At 66.8% G+C, this 15,724-nt stretch carries 18 protein-coding genes; 16 read left to right on the top strand and 2 right to left on the bottom strand.

The window, feature by feature from the left end; translation table 11 throughout:
- Nucleotides 1–154: 154 nt before the first annotated feature.
- Nucleotides 155–1,102, top strand: coding sequence for a methylenetetrahydrofolate reductase (locus ABTV68_RS14335; RefSeq protein WP_433674378.1), 948 nt, complete (start codon nucleotides 155–157; stop codon nucleotides 1,100–1,102).
- Nucleotides 1,099–3,417 (top strand): 5-methyltetrahydropteroyltriglutamate--homocysteine S-methyltransferase, encoded by a 2,319-nt coding sequence (metE, locus tag ABTV68_RS14330; RefSeq protein ID WP_433674377.1) that lies wholly within the window; start codon nucleotides 1,099–1,101, stop codon nucleotides 3,415–3,417. The genes ABTV68_RS14335 and metE overlap by 4 nt, the downstream gene beginning before the upstream one ends.
- Before the next feature lie 62 nt (nucleotides 3,418–3,479).
- On the opposite strand, the gene lexA is transcribed toward metE, so the two are convergent.
- A complete protein-coding gene (gene lexA / locus ABTV68_RS14325) occupies nucleotides 3,480–4,217 on the bottom strand; it encodes a transcriptional repressor LexA (RefSeq protein ID WP_433674376.1) in 738 nt (245 codons plus the stop codon).
- Between the two features lie 249 nt (nucleotides 4,218–4,466).
- On the opposite strand from lexA, the gene ABTV68_RS14320 reads away from it, so the two are divergent.
- From ABTV68_RS14320 to ABTV68_RS14295, 6 genes are all read left to right on the top strand, one after another.
- Complete coding sequence (locus tag ABTV68_RS14320; protein ID WP_433674375.1) at nucleotides 4,467–4,877, top strand: LysM peptidoglycan-binding domain-containing protein; 411 nt, start codon at nucleotides 4,467–4,469, stop codon at nucleotides 4,875–4,877.
- 273 nt (nucleotides 4,878–5,150) lie between these two features.
- A complete protein-coding gene (locus tag ABTV68_RS14315; RefSeq protein WP_433674374.1) occupies nucleotides 5,151–6,230 on the top strand; it encodes a histidinol-phosphate transaminase in 1,080 nt (359 codons plus the stop codon).
- A 1-nt stretch (nucleotide 6,231) separates the two neighbouring features.
- Nucleotides 6,232–6,849, top strand: a complete 618-nt coding sequence (hisB, locus tag ABTV68_RS14310; RefSeq protein WP_433674373.1) for an imidazoleglycerol-phosphate dehydratase HisB — start codon at nucleotides 6,232–6,234, stop codon at nucleotides 6,847–6,849.
- A complete protein-coding gene (gene hisH, locus ABTV68_RS14305; protein WP_433674371.1) occupies nucleotides 6,846–7,502 on the top strand; it encodes an imidazole glycerol phosphate synthase subunit HisH in 657 nt (218 codons plus the stop codon). The genes hisB and hisH overlap by 4 nt, the downstream gene beginning before the upstream one ends.
- A gap of 31 nt (nucleotides 7,503–7,533) precedes the next feature.
- Nucleotides 7,534–8,280 carry a bifunctional 1-(5-phosphoribosyl)-5-((5-phosphoribosylamino)methylideneamino)imidazole-4-carboxamide isomerase/phosphoribosylanthranilate isomerase PriA gene (gene priA, locus ABTV68_RS14300; RefSeq protein WP_433674370.1) on the top strand — a complete coding sequence of 249 codons (747 nt, stop codon included), beginning with the start codon at nucleotides 7,534–7,536 and terminating at the stop codon, nucleotides 8,278–8,280.
- A complete protein-coding gene (locus ABTV68_RS14295) occupies nucleotides 8,264–9,031 on the top strand; it encodes an SseB family protein (protein ID WP_433674368.1) in 768 nt (255 codons plus the stop codon). Before priA ends, ABTV68_RS14295 begins: the two co-directional genes overlap by 17 nt.
- Before the next feature lie 110 nt (nucleotides 9,032–9,141).
- Here the strand turns inward: ABTV68_RS14295 and ABTV68_RS14290 are convergent, their stop codons facing one another.
- Entirely contained in the window at nucleotides 9,142–9,543 is a 402-nt protein-coding gene (locus tag ABTV68_RS14290) for a DUF1844 domain-containing protein (RefSeq protein ID WP_433674367.1), read from the bottom strand.
- A gap of 248 nt (nucleotides 9,544–9,791) precedes the next feature.
- Between ABTV68_RS14290 and infC the strand changes: the two genes are divergently transcribed.
- The 8 genes from infC to ABTV68_RS14250 all read left to right on the top strand — a co-directional run bounded on the left by infC (nucleotide 9,792) and on the right by ABTV68_RS14250 (nucleotide 15,670).
- Nucleotides 9,792–10,412, top strand: coding sequence for a translation initiation factor IF-3 (gene infC / locus ABTV68_RS14285; protein ID WP_433677619.1), 621 nt, complete (start codon nucleotides 9,792–9,794; stop codon nucleotides 10,410–10,412).
- A 67-nt stretch (nucleotides 10,413–10,479) separates the two neighbouring features.
- Nucleotides 10,480–10,674, top strand: coding sequence for a 50S ribosomal protein L35 (gene rpmI / locus ABTV68_RS14280; protein ID WP_231093026.1), 195 nt, complete (start codon nucleotides 10,480–10,482; stop codon nucleotides 10,672–10,674).
- Nucleotides 10,675–10,707: 33 nt separating this feature from the next.
- Nucleotides 10,708–11,094 (top strand): 50S ribosomal protein L20, encoded by a 387-nt coding sequence (gene rplT / locus ABTV68_RS14275; RefSeq protein ID WP_231093027.1) that lies wholly within the window; start codon nucleotides 10,708–10,710, stop codon nucleotides 11,092–11,094.
- A 109-nt stretch (nucleotides 11,095–11,203) separates the two neighbouring features.
- Nucleotides 11,204–12,004 (top strand): TrmH family RNA methyltransferase, encoded by an 801-nt coding sequence (locus ABTV68_RS14270; RefSeq protein ID WP_433674366.1) that lies wholly within the window; start codon nucleotides 11,204–11,206, stop codon nucleotides 12,002–12,004.
- 299 nt (nucleotides 12,005–12,303) lie between these two features.
- The gene (locus ABTV68_RS14265; protein WP_433674365.1) at nucleotides 12,304–13,053 is read left to right on the top strand and encodes an amino acid ABC transporter ATP-binding protein; all 750 of its coding nucleotides are present in this window, start codon (nucleotides 12,304–12,306) and stop codon (nucleotides 13,051–13,053) included.
- 41 nt (nucleotides 13,054–13,094) lie between these two features.
- Nucleotides 13,095–14,009 carry a glutamate ABC transporter substrate-binding protein gene (locus ABTV68_RS14260; RefSeq protein ID WP_433674364.1) on the top strand — a complete coding sequence of 305 codons (915 nt, stop codon included), beginning with the start codon at nucleotides 13,095–13,097 and terminating at the stop codon, nucleotides 14,007–14,009.
- 63 nt (nucleotides 14,010–14,072) lie between these two features.
- Nucleotides 14,073–14,729 (top strand): amino acid ABC transporter permease, encoded by a 657-nt coding sequence (locus ABTV68_RS14255; RefSeq protein WP_433674363.1) that lies wholly within the window; start codon nucleotides 14,073–14,075, stop codon nucleotides 14,727–14,729.
- Nucleotides 14,726–15,670, top strand: a complete 945-nt coding sequence (locus ABTV68_RS14250; protein WP_433674362.1) for an amino acid ABC transporter permease — start codon at nucleotides 14,726–14,728, stop codon at nucleotides 15,668–15,670. Before ABTV68_RS14255 ends, ABTV68_RS14250 begins: the two co-directional genes overlap by 4 nt.
- Nucleotides 15,671–15,724 lie beyond the last annotated feature (54 nt).

The following is a 15,724-nucleotide window of genomic DNA, read 5'->3' as shown; positions in this document are numbered from 1 at the left end:
ACAGCGTCCCGACACATGACGTCACACCGTCGACACACGACGTCACACCCATTTCGATGCCCCCATGATCGTGACCTATCTTTGACCCACCGCCGCGGCGTCCAGCGACGGTGCGGAGGGGCCCGCATCCGTCCCCACTCACCGAGATTGATCGATGTCCTGTACCACCTCCTCCGTACCGTTCTCCTTCGAGCTGTACCCGCCGCGCACTGAGCAGTCGCGGGAGGCGTTGGAAACGACCATCCAGGCCCTCGCTGCCGCCGGGCCCCGATTCATCTCGGTCACGTACGGAGCCGGCGGGTCGGTCGGTGGCCGTTCGCTCGAAGTGCTGAAGTACATCCGTCAGCACACCGCTGTCGAGCCGCTGGCCCACCTCACGTGCGTGGGCAACACATACTCCGGGGCCGCCACGCTCATCCGCGAGTTCCTCGATGCCGACATCCGCAGCTTCCTGGCCCTGCGTGGCGACCTTCCTGCGGGAATGACCGAGGCCGACGCGTTTGAGGGCGATCTGGAATCCGCGGCTCAGCTCGTGCAGCTCATCGATCGCGTCCAGGCGGAGCGCGCGCCCTATGTGGAGACCGATCTGCCCGGTCTGCCGGGTGCGGCACGCGTGGATCCCCGCCAGCGGGTGGACATTGCCGTGGCCGCCTTCCCCAATGGTCACCCGCGGTCGCGATTCCCGCGTGAGCACATCGATGCGCTGCTGGCCAAGCAGGCCGCAGGTGCGACGCTGGCCATCACCCAGCTCTTCTTCCATCCGGAGGACTACCTCGGCTTCGTCAGCCGCGCGCGCGACGCCGGCGTCACGATCCCGATCCTCCCCGGCATCATGCCGATCACGTCCCCGCAGCGCCTGCGCCGCGTGCTCGAGCTCACCGGAGAGGACATCCCGGGCGAGTTGACCGTCGGCCTCGAGATCGAGCCGACGCCGGAGGGACAGCGCGAGCTCGGTGTGGCTTACGCCGCCAAGCTCGCGCGTGCCGTCGTCGACGGCGGAGCGCCCGGGGTCCACCTCTACGCGTTCAACAATCACGACACGGTCCTCGCGGTGCTTCGCGAGGCCGGCATCCTCACCTCACATAAGGAGACTGCACGATGACCGCTTTCCCCGCCGGGACGATCCTCGGCTACCCGCGCATCGGACGCCGCCGCGAGCTCAAGCGAGCCGTGGAGGCCCACTGGGCGGGTAAGAGCAGCGTGGATGAGCTGGAGAGCACCGCCGCTGAGCTGCGTGCCGCCACGCGTCGTCGTCTGGCCGATCTCGGTCTCGGTCGGGACGACTCGTCGATTCCGGAGTCGTTCTCCTACTACGACCAGGTCCTCGACCTGACCGTGGCCGTCGGTGCGCTGCCGACCCGCTTCCAGAACCTCCGCGGGGCGGACGGCTCGTTCGGACTCGACGCGCTGTTCACCGCGGCGCGCGGCGTGGGTGAGCACGCTCCGCTCGAGATGACGAAGTGGTTCGACACCAACTACCACTATCTGGTGCCGGAGATCGGTCCGGAGACGACCTTCTCGCTCTCGTCCGACCGCTTCGCGCGTCAGGTGGCGCAGGCGCGCGAGGAGGGGTTCACGACCCGTCCGGTGCTGGTCGGCCCGGTGACCTTCCTCGCGCTTGCGAAGGCATCCGACGAGGCGGGCGCCGACTACCGTCCTCTCGACCGGCTGGAGGACCTGCTGCCGGTGTACGTCGAGCTTCTCGCCTCCCTCCGCGCCGCCGGTGCCGAGTGGGTGCAGCTGGACGAGCCGGCCCTGGTCAGCCAGAGCCTGCCGTACTCCGACGCCGAACTCGCCGCCGCAGCCGAGCGCGCCTACGCGGTGCTGGGTGCAGCCGAGGAGCGTCCGCAGATCCTCGTCGCTGCCGGCTACGCGCAGCTGTCCGCCGAGGCATGGGCTGTGCTGGCCGCGGCTCCCGTGGAGGCGCTGGCGATCGACCTCACCCGCGGATCGCTGCCGGCTCCGACCGCCGGTCTCGACAGCAAGGTCCTCGTGGCCGGTGTGGTCGACGGACGCAACATCTGGCGTGGCGATCTCGCCGCGGCGTTCGACAAGCTGGAGGCCGCTCGCGGTCTCGGCGCACAGCAGGTCTCGGTGGGAACGTCCACGTCCCTGCAGCATGTCCCGCACGATGTGGCCGATGAGGACCAGCTCGATGAGCGTCTTCGCTCGTGGCTGGCCTTCGCCGACCAGAAGGTCCAGCAGGTCGAGGTGCTCGCACGCGGCATCGTCGAGGGCCGCGACGCCATCGCAGCGGAGCTCGACGCCGCGACTGCCGCGCTGGCGGATCGCGCTGGTGCCCCGGGTGTTCGCGTGGACGCCGTTCGCGCCCGCACCGCCGGCCTTGCCGACGCCGACTTCGAGCGTGGCAACGAGGAGGAGCGCGTCGCCGAGCAGACCGCGGCTCTGGGGCTTCCGGTCCTGCCCACCACGACGATCGGATCGTTCCCGCAGACCGGCGACATCCGTCGGGCGCGTGCCGCACACGCCAAGGGCGAGATCGACGACGCCGCGTACGAGGGCTTCCTGCGCGACGAGATCTCCCGCGTGATCGACCTCCAGCACGACCTCGACATCGATGTGCTCGTGCACGGCGAGGCCGAGCGCAACGACATGGTGCAGTACTTCGCCGAGCTGCTCGATGGCTTCGCCGTGACGCAGAACGGGTGGGTGCAGTCGTACGGCTCGCGCGCCACGCGTCCGTCGATCCTCTGGGGCGACGTCTCCCGTCCGGCTCCGATGACAGTGCGCTGGGCCGAGTACGCGCAGTCGCTGAGCCAGAAGCACGTCAAGGGCATGCTCACCGGACCGGTGACCATCCTGGCGTGGTCCTTCGTCCGTGACGACCAGCCGCTGGCGGAGACCGCCAACCAGGTGGGCCTGGCTCTGCGCGACGAGATCACCGACCTGGAGAACGCCGGCATCAAGATCATCCAGGTGGACGAGCCCGCCCTGCGCGAGCTCCTGCCGCTGAAGACGGCCGACCAGGCGGCGTACCTGGACTGGTCGGTGGGATCCTTCCGTCTCGCGACCGCGGGCGCACACAATGCCACGCAGATCCACACGCACCTCTGCTACTCGGAGTTCTCCGTGGTGATCGACGCGATCACCGCGCTCGACGCCGACGTCACCTCGATCGAGGCGGCCCGTAGCCGTGGCGACGTGATCGACGACATCCGCGACTCGGGCTTCCCGCACGGCGTCGGTCCGGGCGTCTGGGACATCCACTCGCCGCGCGTTCCCTCCGTGGACGAGCAGCAGGCCATCCTGCAGCGTGCCGTGGACGCTCTGCCGCACCAGCTGGTGTGGGCGAACCCCGACTGCGGTCTGAAGACCCGCGGCTACGACGAGACGGTGGAGTCGCTGCGCAACCTCGTGACGGCGACGAAGAACGTGCGCGCCGGCATCAGCGCCTGACCTGACAAACGCGGAGTGCCCCGGATCTGAGATCCGGGGCACTCCGCGTCTATGGGGGAAGGTCAGACGGCGCGAAGGACGGCCACGACCTTGCCGAGAACCGTGGCTTCATCACCGAGGATCGGCTCGAACGCCGTGTTGCGGGGGAGGAGCCAGGTGTGGCCGTCGCGGCGGCGGAAGGTCTTCACCGTGGCCTCACCGTCGAGCATCGCCGCCACGATGTCTCCGTTGTCGGCGTCGTTCTGCACGCGCACCACGACCCAGTCACCGTCACAGATGGCGGCATCGATCATCGACTCGCCGTTCACCTTCAGCATGAACAGCTCGCCCTTGCCCACCAGCTGGCGCGGCAGCGGGAAGATCTCTTCGACCTGCTGCTCAGCGGTGATCGGCACACCTGCCGCGATCTGTCCGACCAGCGGGACCAGGGCCGCGTCGCCCACCGGAGTCATCGCGTCCGCGGGGTTCTCCGCGGCCGTGCCCGGAAGATCGATCAGCACCTCCATCGCACGTGTCTTGCCCGGATCGCGACGCAGGTACCCGCTGAGCTCGAGCTGACCGAGCTGATGCGTGACGCTGGAGAGCGACTTCAGGCCCACGGCGTCACCGATCTCGCGCATGCTCGGCGGATATCCGTTACGCGCGATGGAACGCTGGATGACCTCCAGGATGGCGAGCTGCTTCTCGCTCAGGCTACGACGGCGCCGTGTACCGGTGCGAGCGGTGCTCTCCACAGGTCGATCGGAGCCTGTGGCGGGGGCGCTCTCCAGCGTGGTGTCGGGGCCGGATGCCTCGCTCATGTCCTTGCTCCTTCGGGCGAAAACGCCAATGTCGGTGGTCCGTGGTGTGCTGTGCGTATCGAAACCGTATCCGAGTTTCGAGCGATCCGAGGACTTTTGTTCGAGCGTGTCGCTGATTCCGATCAGCCGGGTTTCGAAAAACGAGTTGACGGATTCGTACATCGAACATATATTCGGTACGTAGGTTCGCATCCGGCTCTCCCGGCCGAGATCCGGATGCGAACCACTCCGAGAGAGGGAGGACAGATCATGAGCACCATCAGCGTCACCACCGGCATCGCCGCTTCGTCGGCACCGCGCATCGCGTCGGCTTCGTCGCCGGGAACATCGTCGCCGCGGACGCGTCTGCGTATCACTGCGCGAGGGCGTCGCGTGCTCACCTTCCTCGCCAGCCTTCCGTTGATCGCCGCGATCGCGATCGCCGTGCTGAGTGGTGGTTCGGCTCTCGCATCTCACGAGTCCGGCGCTCCGGCGGGCACCTTCACGAACATCTCCGTGATGCCTGGTGACTCCCTCTGGAGCATCGCCACCACGATCGCGCCTGACGCCGACCCGCGTGACGTCGTCGCGGAGATCTCTCGACTCAACAACCTGCACACGGACGCGCTGTCCGCGGGCCAGACGCTCGCGATCCCGAGCTCCTACTTCGACGCCGAGTAAGTTCCCGGACTCCGAGGCGCTCGCTATCACGGTGTGATTCCTCGTCCCAGACCAGCCGGCCCGCGCTTCTTTCTCTCTCTTGCGCGGGCCGGCTTTGTCATTCCTGTGACGACGGCCGCACCCCTCCCCGATGGTTCCTGAGCGAGCGCCAGCGAGACGAAGGGGGCTCAGCATTCGCGAGGCGAGAGGAGAGGCCGCCATGCAACGGCTGCCGTGTCGGATCGTGACGGTTCCGAATCGGCATGATGGCCCTTCGCGGCCTAGCATGGAGCGGTGACTGCCTCTCTCGGTGACCTTCCCCTTCGTGATGATCTGCGCGGGATGACGCCCTACGGCGCCCCGCAGGCTCCACTGCCCGTCGCGCTCAACGTCAACGAGAACACGCATCCGATCCCCGACGACGTGGCGAGCGGGATCATCGATGCCATCTCGCTGATCATCCGCGATGTCAACCGATACCCCGATCGTGAGTTCACAGCGCTGCGCGAGGCGTTCGCGAAGTACCTCGGCCACGGTCTCAGCTCAGACCAGATCTGGGCGGCCAACGGATCCAACGAGGTGCTCCAGCACATCATGCAGGCGTTCGGGGGTCCGGGGCGCACGGTGTACGGCTTCGGTCCGACGTACTCGATGTACGGGCTGCTCGCCCGCGGAACCGGCGCGACGTGGGCCGTGGGGGAGCGCGGGGCGAACTACACCCTGACCGCCGAGTCCGCGGCAGCGCAGGTGCGGGAAGCCGAACCCGACATCGTGCTGCTGTGCTCGCCCAACAATCCGACCGGCACGCCGCTGAGCCTGGACGTGGTCGAGGCGGTGTACGACGCGACAGATGGCATCGTGGTGGTGGATGAGGCGTACTGGGAGTTCGCGCCGCACGACCAGCCGAGTGCGTTGACGCTTCTCGAAGGCCGTCCTCGGCTCGCGGTGTCGCGCACCATGAGCAAGGCGTTCGCATTCGCCGGTGCGCGCGTCGGCTACCTCGCCGCGGACCCCGCCTTCATCGATGCCCTCCGACTGGTTCGCCTGCCGTACCACCTGAGCGCGATCACGCAGGCCGCAGCGCTTGCTGCTCTGGAGCACGCGGATGAGATGCTGGCGATGGTCGACGAGATCGTCGTCCAGCGTGATCGCATGTTCGCCACCCTGGAGGCACTCGGCTACGAGCCGTCGCCGTCGTGGACCAACTTCATCCTGTTCGGCGGGGTCGACGACCCTGAGGCCACCTGGCAGGCGCTCTACGACCAGGGCGTGCTCATTCGCAACGTTGGAATCCCCGGTACCCTGCGCGTGAGCGCCGGCACCGAGGAGGAGACCACCGCATTCCTCGACGCCCTCGCCTCCCTGGGAGCTTGATATGACCGCCGATCCGACCACCCACCGCACCGCCCGTCGCGAGCGATCGACCAGCGAATCCACCGTCGAACTCGAGATCGACCTCGACGGCACGGGAAAGGGCAGCATCGACACCTCGGTGCCGTTCTTCAACCACCTGCTGACCGCGTTCGCGAAGCACTCGCTCACGGACCTCACGGTGCGCGCCCACGGCGACACCGACATCGACGCCCACCACACCGTCGAAGACGTGGCGATCGTGCTCGGTCACGCGATTCGTGAGGCGCTCGGCGACAAAAGCGGCATCGCCCGGTACGGCGACGCCCTCGTCCCCCTGGACGAGGCGCTGGCGCAGGCGGTGGTCGACATCTCTGGTCGTCCCTACCTCGTGCACACGGGGGAGCCGGACGGGTACGAGTTCCACCTCATCGGCGGGCACTTCACCGGTTCGCTGGTGCGGCACGTCTTCGAGGCGATCGCGTTCAATGCCGGTCTGACCGTTCACGTGAACGTCGTGTCGGGTCGCGACCCGCACCACATCGCGGAGGCGGAGTTCAAGGCCTTCGCGCGGGCGTTCCGCCAGGCCAAGGCCCTCGACCCGCTGGTCGACGGCATCCCGAGCACGAAGGGCGCGCTATGAGTGACGACGGTCGTCCTGTTGTCGCTGTTCTGGACTACGGCTCCGGCAACGTCCACTCCGCAGTCAAGGCACTCGAGGCAGCGGGCGCGGATGCGCGGCTGACCAAGGATCGGGCGCTGGTGCTGGAAGCGGACGGTCTCGTCGTTCCCGGTGTCGGTGCGTTCGCTGCGGTCGCCGACGCGCTGCGAGCCCAGCGAGCGCACGAACTGATCGGACGACGTCTTGCGGGTGGTCGACCTGTGCTCGGCATCTGCGTCGGGATGCAGGTGCTGTTCGAGCGCGGCATCGAGCGAGGGATCGAGGCCGATGGCCTCGACGAATGGCCGGGGACGGTCACGGAGCTGAATGCGCCGGTGCTTCCGCACATGGGCTGGGACACCGTGGAGGCTCCGGAAGACTCCGTGCTGTTCCGCGGCATCGAGAACGAGCGCTTCTATTTCGTGCACTCCTACGCGGCGAAGGAGTGGCCGCTGGAAGTGTACGGAAGCTTCCCGAAGCCGCGGCTGACGTGGTCCACTCACGGAGATCGATTCCTGGCAGCCGTGGAGAACGGACCGCTGTCGGCGACCCAGTTCCACCCCGAGAAATCGGGCGACGCAGGCATCCGCCTGCTCGCGAATTGGATCGGCAGTCTTCCCCGGACTAGTCTCTGAACCTGTTGTCACCGCCGTACACGAGGAAAAAATGAACGACTTCGCGTCCACCCCCGCACTCACGCTGCTTCCCGCCGTCGACGTCGCCGATGGCAAGGCGGTGCGCCTGACCCAGGGTGAGGCCGGCTCGGAGACCAGCTACGGCGACCCCGTCGATGCCGCTCTCGCCTGGGCCGATCAGGGTGCCGAGTGGGTGCATCTCGTGGACCTGGACGCGGCCTTCGGGCGCGGCAACAACACGGCCATCCTCCGCAAGGTGATCCGCTCCCTGCGCGGCGTGAGCATCGAGCTCTCGGGCGGCATCCGTGACGATGCGTCGCTCGAGGCCGCGCTGGAGAGCGGGGCGACCCGCATCAACCTCGGCACCGCTGCGCTGGAGAACCCGGAATGGGCCGCCGACGTGATCGCCCGCTACGGCGACGCGATCGCGGTCGGGCTGGATGTGCGCGGCACGACGCTGGCCGCGCGCGGCTGGACGCAGGACGGCGGTGACCTCTGGGAGGTCCTGGACCGCCTCGAGGACGCCGGCTGCAGCCGGTACGTCGTTACCGATGTGACCAAGGACGGGACGCTGCGCGGTCCCAACCTGGAGCTGCTGCGCGAGATGACCCAGCGCACGCCGAAGCCGATCGTCGCATCGGGTGGCGTATCGAGCCTGGATGACATCGCTGCGCTGCGCGAACTCGTTCCGCTGGGCGTCGAGGGCGCGATCGTGGGCAAGGCGCTGTACGCCGGCGCATTCACGCTGGCCGAGGCGCTGGATGTCGCCGGCGCGTAATCTCGGTGACTCTGCCGGCGTCCCCTGGGAGGGGCGCCGCTTCGAGGAGAACACGAACGCCGCCGACGATGGATCGGCGGATCCGCGACTCGACGCTGCTCTGCGCGGGTTCCGTGAGGGCACAGCGCGCCAGGAGGACGTCATCGACGCGCTCCGGCAGGCGCGCGTGCTGGTGCCTCTGGTCGCTGAGAAGGGCGATGAGGGAGTCGGGCCGACGGGACTCACCGTCGACAAGACGCAGGAACTGTCGCTCATCACGGTGGCGGCGCCCGACGGCCGTACCGTGCTCCCCGTGTTCTCCAGCGTTGCGACCTTGAGCGCCTGGGACCCGCAGGCCCGTCCGATTCCGGTCGCGGGACCGCGCGCCGCGGTGTCGGCCGCCTCGGATGGAACCGAGCTGATCGTGATCGACCCGACGTCGCCGACGGAGTTCGTCGTTCGCCGCCCGGCGGTGTGGGCGATCGCGCAGGAGCAGTCGTGGGTGCCGAGCCCGCAGTCGCCAGAGGTCTTTCTGGCGTTGCAGGAGTCGGTGGGAACGGAGCTCGCCGTGATCGATGCGACCGTGTCTGCCGGCGATCCCGAAGCGCGCTTGCGAGGACCCGAGCTCGTGATCACCCTGCAGCTCATGGACGGACTCGACCAGCACGAGCTCGACGCCGTGCTGCAGCGCCTCGCTCAGCGCTGGGCCGCGGATGACCGGATGGCCACCCTGGCCGATTCCCTCTCTGTCCGCCTCCGCCGCGCCCCCTGATCCGCGCCCTAACGTCACCACATACGCCGCGAGACTTCCGTCTGCGGGCGAGAATTCCCGCAACGCGGTGATTGTCGCCCACAGACGGAAGTCTCGCGGGTCATGGGGTGTCAGTTGACGGGACCGGTGTACTTCTCGCCGGGGCCCTGACCGATCGGGTCCGGGATGGGGGAGGCCTCGCGGAACGCCAGCTGTACCGAACGCAGGCCGTCTCGCAGCGAACGCGCGTGCATGTCGCTGATGTCCGGAGCCGACGCGGTCACCAGCCCCGCCAGGGCGTTGATGAGCTTGCGCGCCTCATCGAGATCCGTCTGATGTTCGGGATCATCGGCGAGACCGGTCTTCACGGCTGCGGCGCTCAACAGGTGGACGGCCGTGGTGGTGATGACCTCGACGGCGGGGACGTCGGCGATGTCGCGGCTCGCGGACGCGGCGGCAGCCTCCTCCGCCTCCCAGCGGGCCTGGCGCTCAGCGCCGTCATCGCGGACCGGATCGACGGGAATCGTGTTCACGTGTCACTCTCTGATAGACTTGTGCGGGCTTCGGGGCTTCTGCCCTGAACGAAAGTGGATTCATTCCCACCCGCGCTTGCCGTTCCAGGCTACCGGGTCTTGCGCTCCGCCTCTGTTTCGCAGGGGTTGCCAAGGGCGCACGAAGCCGGCGTGCACAACGCCTGCGGGTGGAGATGGCATCACTTCGCCCGCGATTCGAACCCTCGTGTCGTGGTGGCTCACCGAAACCATAGGCAGAGGAGTTCCGCATCAGCGATCCCCGCACCAACGAGCGCATCCGCGTTCCGGAGGTCCGACTCGTCGGCCCCGGTGGCGAGCAGATTGGCGTTGTCGCCATTCAGGTTGCGCTGCGCCTGGCACAGGAGGCCGACCTCGACCTGGTCGAGGTGGCTCCCAACTCGAAGCCTCCCGTCGTCAAGATCATGGACTACGGGAAGTTCAAGTACGAAGCCGCTCAGAAGGCTAAGGAAGCACGTCGTAACCAGGCCAACACGGTCCTCAAGGAAGTCCGCTTCCGTCTGAAGATCGACGCCCACGACTATGAGACCAAGCGCAAGCGCGCCGAGGGCTTCCTGAAGTCTGGCGACAAGGTCAAGGCGATGATCCTCTTCCGTGGACGCGAGCAGTCGCGTCCCGATCAGGGTGTGCGCCTGCTCCGCAAGTTCGCGGAGGACGTCGCTGAGTTCGGAACGGTCGAGTCCAATCCGACCATCGATGGCCGCAACATGGTGATGGTGATCGCTCCGCATCGCAACAAGTCCGATGCCAAGGCGGAGCAGAACGCCCAGCGCGCAGCGACCAAGCAGGCCGCCCGCGACGCGAAGACGGCCGACAAGAACGCGGCTGCTCCCGCGTCCGCGGCCGAGTAAGTCCCAGACCCCGCCCTCGTGGCGATGCAACCACGCCCCACGCGGGCGTAACCAGTAAGGAAGAAAGATGCCGAAGCAGAAGACCCACTCGGGCAGCAAGAAGCGCTTCAAGGTCACCGGTAGCGGCAAGATCATGAAGCAGCAGGCGGGTATGCGCCACAAGCTCGAGGTCAAGTCCAGCAGCCGCAAGGGTCGCCTGAACCAGGACCAGGTCCTCGCCAAGGCTGACGTCAAGGCCGTCAAGAAGCTTCTCGGCCGCTGAAACGCGCCCGGTACTAGTTAGGAAAATACAGACATGGCACGTGTCAAGCGGGCAGTAAACGCCCACAAGAAGCGTCGCGTTATTCTCGAGCGCGCATCCGGTTACCGCGGTCAGCGTTCGCGCCTCTACCGCAAGGCCAAGGAGCAGGTCACCCACTCGCTGGTCTACGCGTACCGTGACCGTCGCAAGCGCAAGGGCGACTTCCGCCGCCTGTGGATCCAGCGCATCAACGCTGCCGCTCGCGCCAACGGCATGACGTACAACCGCTTCATCCAGGGCCTCGGTCTCGCGGGTGTGCAGGTTGACCGTCGCATGCTGGCCGAGCTGGCCGTGAACGAGCCGGCGACCTTCGCCTCGCTCGTCGCGACCGCCAAGGCCGCGCTGCCTGCCGATGTGAACGCGCCGAAGTCGGCCGCGTAAGCTCACGCACTGCACAGGGCGTCCTCCCTCGGGAGGGCGCCCTGTCTCGTTCTCCGCCACGGTGGTCGCTGTTTCGTGTGACGACACCGGCACTGCCTAGACTGGATTCGTGCTCGAGAATCCCCGCTCGCCCCGCGTCCGCGCGGTTGCGAAGCTGACCAAGCGCAGCGCCCGCACCGAGACCGGGTTGTACCTGTTGGAGGGCCCTCAGGCCGTCCGCGAGGTTCTCGCCTACGCGCCGGAGTCGATCGAGGATCTCTACGCCACGCCCTCCGCCTGGGAGAAGCACGCCGACCTCCGGACGAGCGCCGAGCACGCCGGCATCTCCGTCACGTACGCGCGCGATTCCGTGCTCGCGGCCATGGCCGACACTGTCACGCCCCAGGGAGTGGTCGCCGTCGCCCGACAGCAGCACGTCTCCGTGCGCGACCTGTTCACCGCCGGTCCTCGCCTGATCGCCATCTGCGAGCAGGTGCGCGACCCGGGAAACCTGGGCACGATCATCCGGGCCGCCGATGCTGCCGGTGCGGACGCCGTCGTGCTCACCGGCCGCACGGTCGATCCGTACAACCCGAAGGTGGTCCGCTCCACCACCGGCTCGCTGTTCCACCTCCCCGTCGCCTTCAACGCGGACCTTTCCGAGGTGGTCTCGCTCGCGCACGAGGCCGGCCTGACCGTAATCGCCGCGGACGTGAAGGGCGGTGACCTGCTTGCCGCGCGTGCGCAGGGTGTTCTGGCACGACCGACGGCCTGGCTGTTCGGGAACGAGGCCCGCGGGCTGGACGACGAGGCGCTGGCCCTCGCTGACACCGCGTTGCGACTGCCGATCTTCGGTCGCGCGGAGTCTCTGAACCTCGCCACCGCCGCCAGCGTCTGCCTGTACGAGAGCGCCTTCGCGCACCGATCCTGACGCCGGCGACACGCCGCTGCGGCATCAATTTGAGCGTTCAAGATGAGAAACCTCTCATTTCGTTGATTGCGGACGGTCTTGTCGCTGGGAGTGGCGAGCGATATCTGTGACCGGACCCATGTCCGTGCTGGTATCGGGCGGTTTGCCATAGCAAACGCGGATTGTCGCGTCGAGATGGCCGGTATGGAGCAACAGCTGGACGAAACACCGTTTCTGAGCCCGTTCGGATGAGAAACCTCTCACATAACGCCTCGGTAAACAGCCCCCGCAATCGGCGTCCTGCTGACAAGGTGGACTCCATGCCACACACAGGTGAACCGCTCGTCGTCGTCACGGACGTGCAGAAGCACTACGGCGACTTCCACGCGCTCAAGGACATCGACCTCACGGTCAACAGGGGAGAGGTGGTCGTCATCATCGGCCCCTCCGGCTCGGGGAAGTCGACGCTCTGCCGCACGATCAATCGCCTCGAGACGATCACCAGCGGGACCATCACGATCGACGGACAGCCGCTGCCCGCGGAGGGCAAGGCGCTCGCGAAGCTGCGAGCCGACGTCGGAATGGTCTTCCAGTCGTTCAACCTCTTCGCGCACAAGACGATCCTGGAGAACGTCACGCTCGGCCCGATCCAGGTGAAGGGGGTGAGCAAGGCCAACGCTGAGAAGGAAGCACATGAGCTGCTCCGCCGCGTGGGCGTCGACCAGCAGTCGGCGAAGCTGCCCGCACAGCTCTCCGGCGGACAGCAGCAGCGCGTCGCGATCGCTCGCGCCCTCGCCATGCAGCCGAAGGTCATGCTCTTCGACGAGCCGACCAGCGCCCTGGACCCCGAGATGATCAACGAGGTCCTCGACGTGATGATCGAGCTGGCCGCCAGCGGCATGACCATGATCGTCGTCACACACGAGATGGGCTTCGCCCGCAAGGCTGCCGACCGCGTCGTCTTCATGGCGGACGGTCGCATCCTCGAGCAGGCCACACCGGAGGAGTTCTTCACGAACCCCCAGACGGACCGTGCGAAGGACTTCCTCTCGAAGCTCCTCACCCACTGACCCAAATGTCCCCCGAACACGTACCGAACAAGGAGGAACACATGTCCAAGGCACGTATTCTCGCGGCACTCGGCGGTATCGCCGTCGCCGCCATCGCTCTCACGGGCTGCAACAGCGGATCGCCCACAGGTTCCACGGGCGGATCCACCGGCGGCACCGACGAGGGTGGCGCATCGTCCACGCCGTGGACCGTCGCCACTGATGTCAAGCTCGAGGGTTCCCCGACGTTCGACAAGATCACCAAGGCCGACAAGATCATCATCGGCGTGAAGGAAGACCAGCCCGGTCTCGGCTACAAGGACGCGGCCACGGGTGAGCGCACCGGCTTCGATGTCGACATCGCGCGGTGGATCGCCGCTTCGCTCGGCTTCGACGAGGACAAGATCGAGTTCAAGGCGATCGCGTCCGCCAACCGCGAGCAGTCGTTGGTCAACGGTGAGATCGACTACTACGTCGGCACCTACTCGATCACCGACAAGCGCAAGGAGCAGATCGACTTCGCCGGTCCGTACTTCATCACCGGCCAGGGTCTGCTGGTCCGCGCCGATGATGACACCATCAAGAGCGAGGATGACCTCGACGGCAAGAAGGTCTGTTCGGCGACGGGCTCCACGCCGCTGCAGAACATCGAGGCCAACTTCCCGGGTGCCACGGCGGTCGGTCTCGACCTCTACTCCGCCTGCGTCGACCAGCTGATCGACAAGACGGTCGACGTCGTCACCACTGACCAGGCCATCCTGCTCGGCTACGCGGCGCAGGACCCGGACGAGCTGAAGGTCGTCGGCGAGCCGTTCACGACGGAGAAGTACGGTGTGGGTCTGCCCAAGGGTGACACCGCGCTCAAGGACTTCGTCAACACGATGTTCACGGACGGACACGACGTCTGGCAGAAGATCTACGACAACAACCTCGGTGCGACCGGCCTTACGGTCGAGCAGCCCAAGGTCGAGGAGTAATCCACCGGTGCCGCGGCCGTCGTCTTCGAGGCGACGGCCGCGGCATATTCGAAAGGAGTGGCAGTGGATGCCATCTTCGGCAACGCCGACCTGTGGGGCGAGGCGATCGGGAACACCCTGATCTTGTTCCTCGCGGGTGGCGTGATCGCCCTCATTCTCGGCCTCATCGTTGGCGCGATGCGCGTCTCGCCGGTGCCCGTCGCGCGCGCAGTCGCAACCGTATACGTCAACATCATCCGCAACACCCCGCTCACGCTCGTGTTCTTCTTCTTCGTGTTCGGATACCCCAAGCTCGACCTCCCGTCGCTGCCGCCGCTCGTGCTCGGCATTGCAGCCATCAGCATCTATACGGCGACGTACGTGGCCGAGGTGCTGCGCGCCGGCATAAACACCGTGCCGGTGGGGCAGGCCGAGGCCGCGCGGGCGATCGGCCTTCCATTCGGCAAGGTCATGTCGCTGATCGTGCTACCACAAGCTTTCCGCTCGGTCATGCCCCCCATGATGAGCGTCTTTATTGCCCTGCTGAAGAACACCACGATCGCGGCCGGCTTCGGCATCAAGGATCTCGCCGCCCTGCGCGCGACGGTCGCCGATTCAGCCGATCGCCCCGGCACGATGCTGGAGATCCTACTGCTGGTCGCCGTCGTGTTCGTGGTGCTGGTGCTGGTTCTGAGCTGGATCCAGAACCGCATGGAGAAGAAGTGGAAGGTGGCACGATGAGCACGTCCGTCCTTTACGACGTCCCGGGACCCCGCGCGATCCTGCGCAACCGGATCCTCGGTGTCGTCACCGTGGTGCTGGTCGCCGCGATCCTCGGGTTCATCATCTATCGCTTCGCCGATAGCGGTCAGTTCAATGCGTCGAAATGGAACGTCTTCACCTACACGAAGGTGTGGATGGAAATTCTGGGTGCGCTTTGGGCGACAGTGAGCGCATTCCTCGCGGCTGCCGCGGGTAGTCTCATCCTCGGGTTCGTGCTCGCCATCGGTCGGGTGAGCGACCACGCATGGGTACGTCGACCGGTCACCTGGATCACCGAACTTTTCCGCGCCGTTCCTGTTCTCGTGATGATGATGCTGTTCTACTACGGCATCAACTCCATCCCCGGGATTCCGTTCAAGATGACTCCGTACCTCGCCGTTGTCCTCGGTCTGGTGCTCTACAACGGATCTGTGCTGGCCGAGGCGCTGCGCGCCGGCATCGAGGCGCTGCCGCGCGGTCAGAAGGAAGCCGGCTACGCGATCGGCCTGCGCAAGTCGGGCGTGATGGCCCTCATCTTGCTGCCGCAGGCCGTGCGCAACATGTTGCCCGTGATCCTCTCTCAGCTCGTGGTGACGCTGAAGGACACGGCGCTCGGCTTTATCATCACCTACCCGGAGCTGCTGTATTACGCCAAGTACCTCTCCTCGCAGCCGGGGCGTCCGCTACTGCAGGCGGGTCTCGTCGTCGCAGCGATCTACATCTCGATGTGTCTGATCCTGTCGGGCATCGCGAAGTGGGTGGAGACGCGGATGGTGCGCCGTCAGCGCGCGCTCGCATCCGATGCGGAGGGCACCGGCGGAAACCCGGCGCTCCAGCATGAGGTGACCACCACGGAGGTCATCGGTCTGCAGTCGATGTCCGGCAAGTTCGACCAGGGAAACATCCCGCCGCAGAACTGAAACGGTCGGCGGAGCGGACGGCCTCGGGCGATGCCCGGGGCCGTCCGTGGTGTC

It is taken from the genome of Microbacterium gorillae, from assembly GCF_050990725.1.
Lineage (GTDB): Bacteria > Actinomycetota > Actinomycetes > Actinomycetales > Microbacteriaceae > Microbacterium > Microbacterium gorillae_A.
The sequence above is the reverse complement of the archived record's forward strand: the minus strand, read 5'-3'. Positions and strand labels throughout refer to the sequence as shown.

Excerpts from the sequence above, each read along its gene's own strand:
- ABTV68_RS14335 (WP_433674378.1), top strand. The coding sequence starts at position 155 with ATGTCCTGTACCACCTCCTCCGTACCGTTCTCCTTCGAGCTGTACCCG.
- metE (WP_433674377.1), top strand. The coding sequence starts at position 1,099 with ATGACCGCTTTCCCCGCCGGGACGATCCTCGGCTACCCGCGCATCGGA.
- lexA (WP_433674376.1), bottom strand. The coding sequence starts at position 4,217 with ATGAGCGAGGCATCCGGCCCCGACACCACGCTGGAGAGCGCCCCCGCC.
- ABTV68_RS14320 (WP_433674375.1), top strand. The coding sequence starts at position 4,467 with ATGAGCACCATCAGCGTCACCACCGGCATCGCCGCTTCGTCGGCACCG.
- hisB (WP_433674373.1), top strand. The coding sequence starts at position 6,232 with ATGACCGCCGATCCGACCACCCACCGCACCGCCCGTCGCGAGCGATCG.
- hisH (WP_433674371.1), top strand. The coding sequence starts at position 6,846 with ATGAGTGACGACGGTCGTCCTGTTGTCGCTGTTCTGGACTACGGCTCC.
- priA (WP_433674370.1), top strand. The coding sequence starts at position 7,534 with ATGAACGACTTCGCGTCCACCCCCGCACTCACGCTGCTTCCCGCCGTC.
- ABTV68_RS14295 (WP_433674368.1), top strand. The coding sequence starts at position 8,264 with ATGTCGCCGGCGCGTAATCTCGGTGACTCTGCCGGCGTCCCCTGGGAG.
- rpmI (WP_231093026.1), top strand. The coding sequence starts at position 10,480 with ATGCCGAAGCAGAAGACCCACTCGGGCAGCAAGAAGCGCTTCAAGGTC.
- rplT (WP_231093027.1), top strand. The coding sequence starts at position 10,708 with ATGGCACGTGTCAAGCGGGCAGTAAACGCCCACAAGAAGCGTCGCGTT.
- ABTV68_RS14265 (WP_433674365.1), top strand. The coding sequence starts at position 12,304 with ATGCCACACACAGGTGAACCGCTCGTCGTCGTCACGGACGTGCAGAAG.
- ABTV68_RS14260 (WP_433674364.1), top strand. The coding sequence starts at position 13,095 with ATGTCCAAGGCACGTATTCTCGCGGCACTCGGCGGTATCGCCGTCGCC.
- ABTV68_RS14250 (WP_433674362.1), top strand. The coding sequence starts at position 14,726 with ATGAGCACGTCCGTCCTTTACGACGTCCCGGGACCCCGCGCGATCCTG.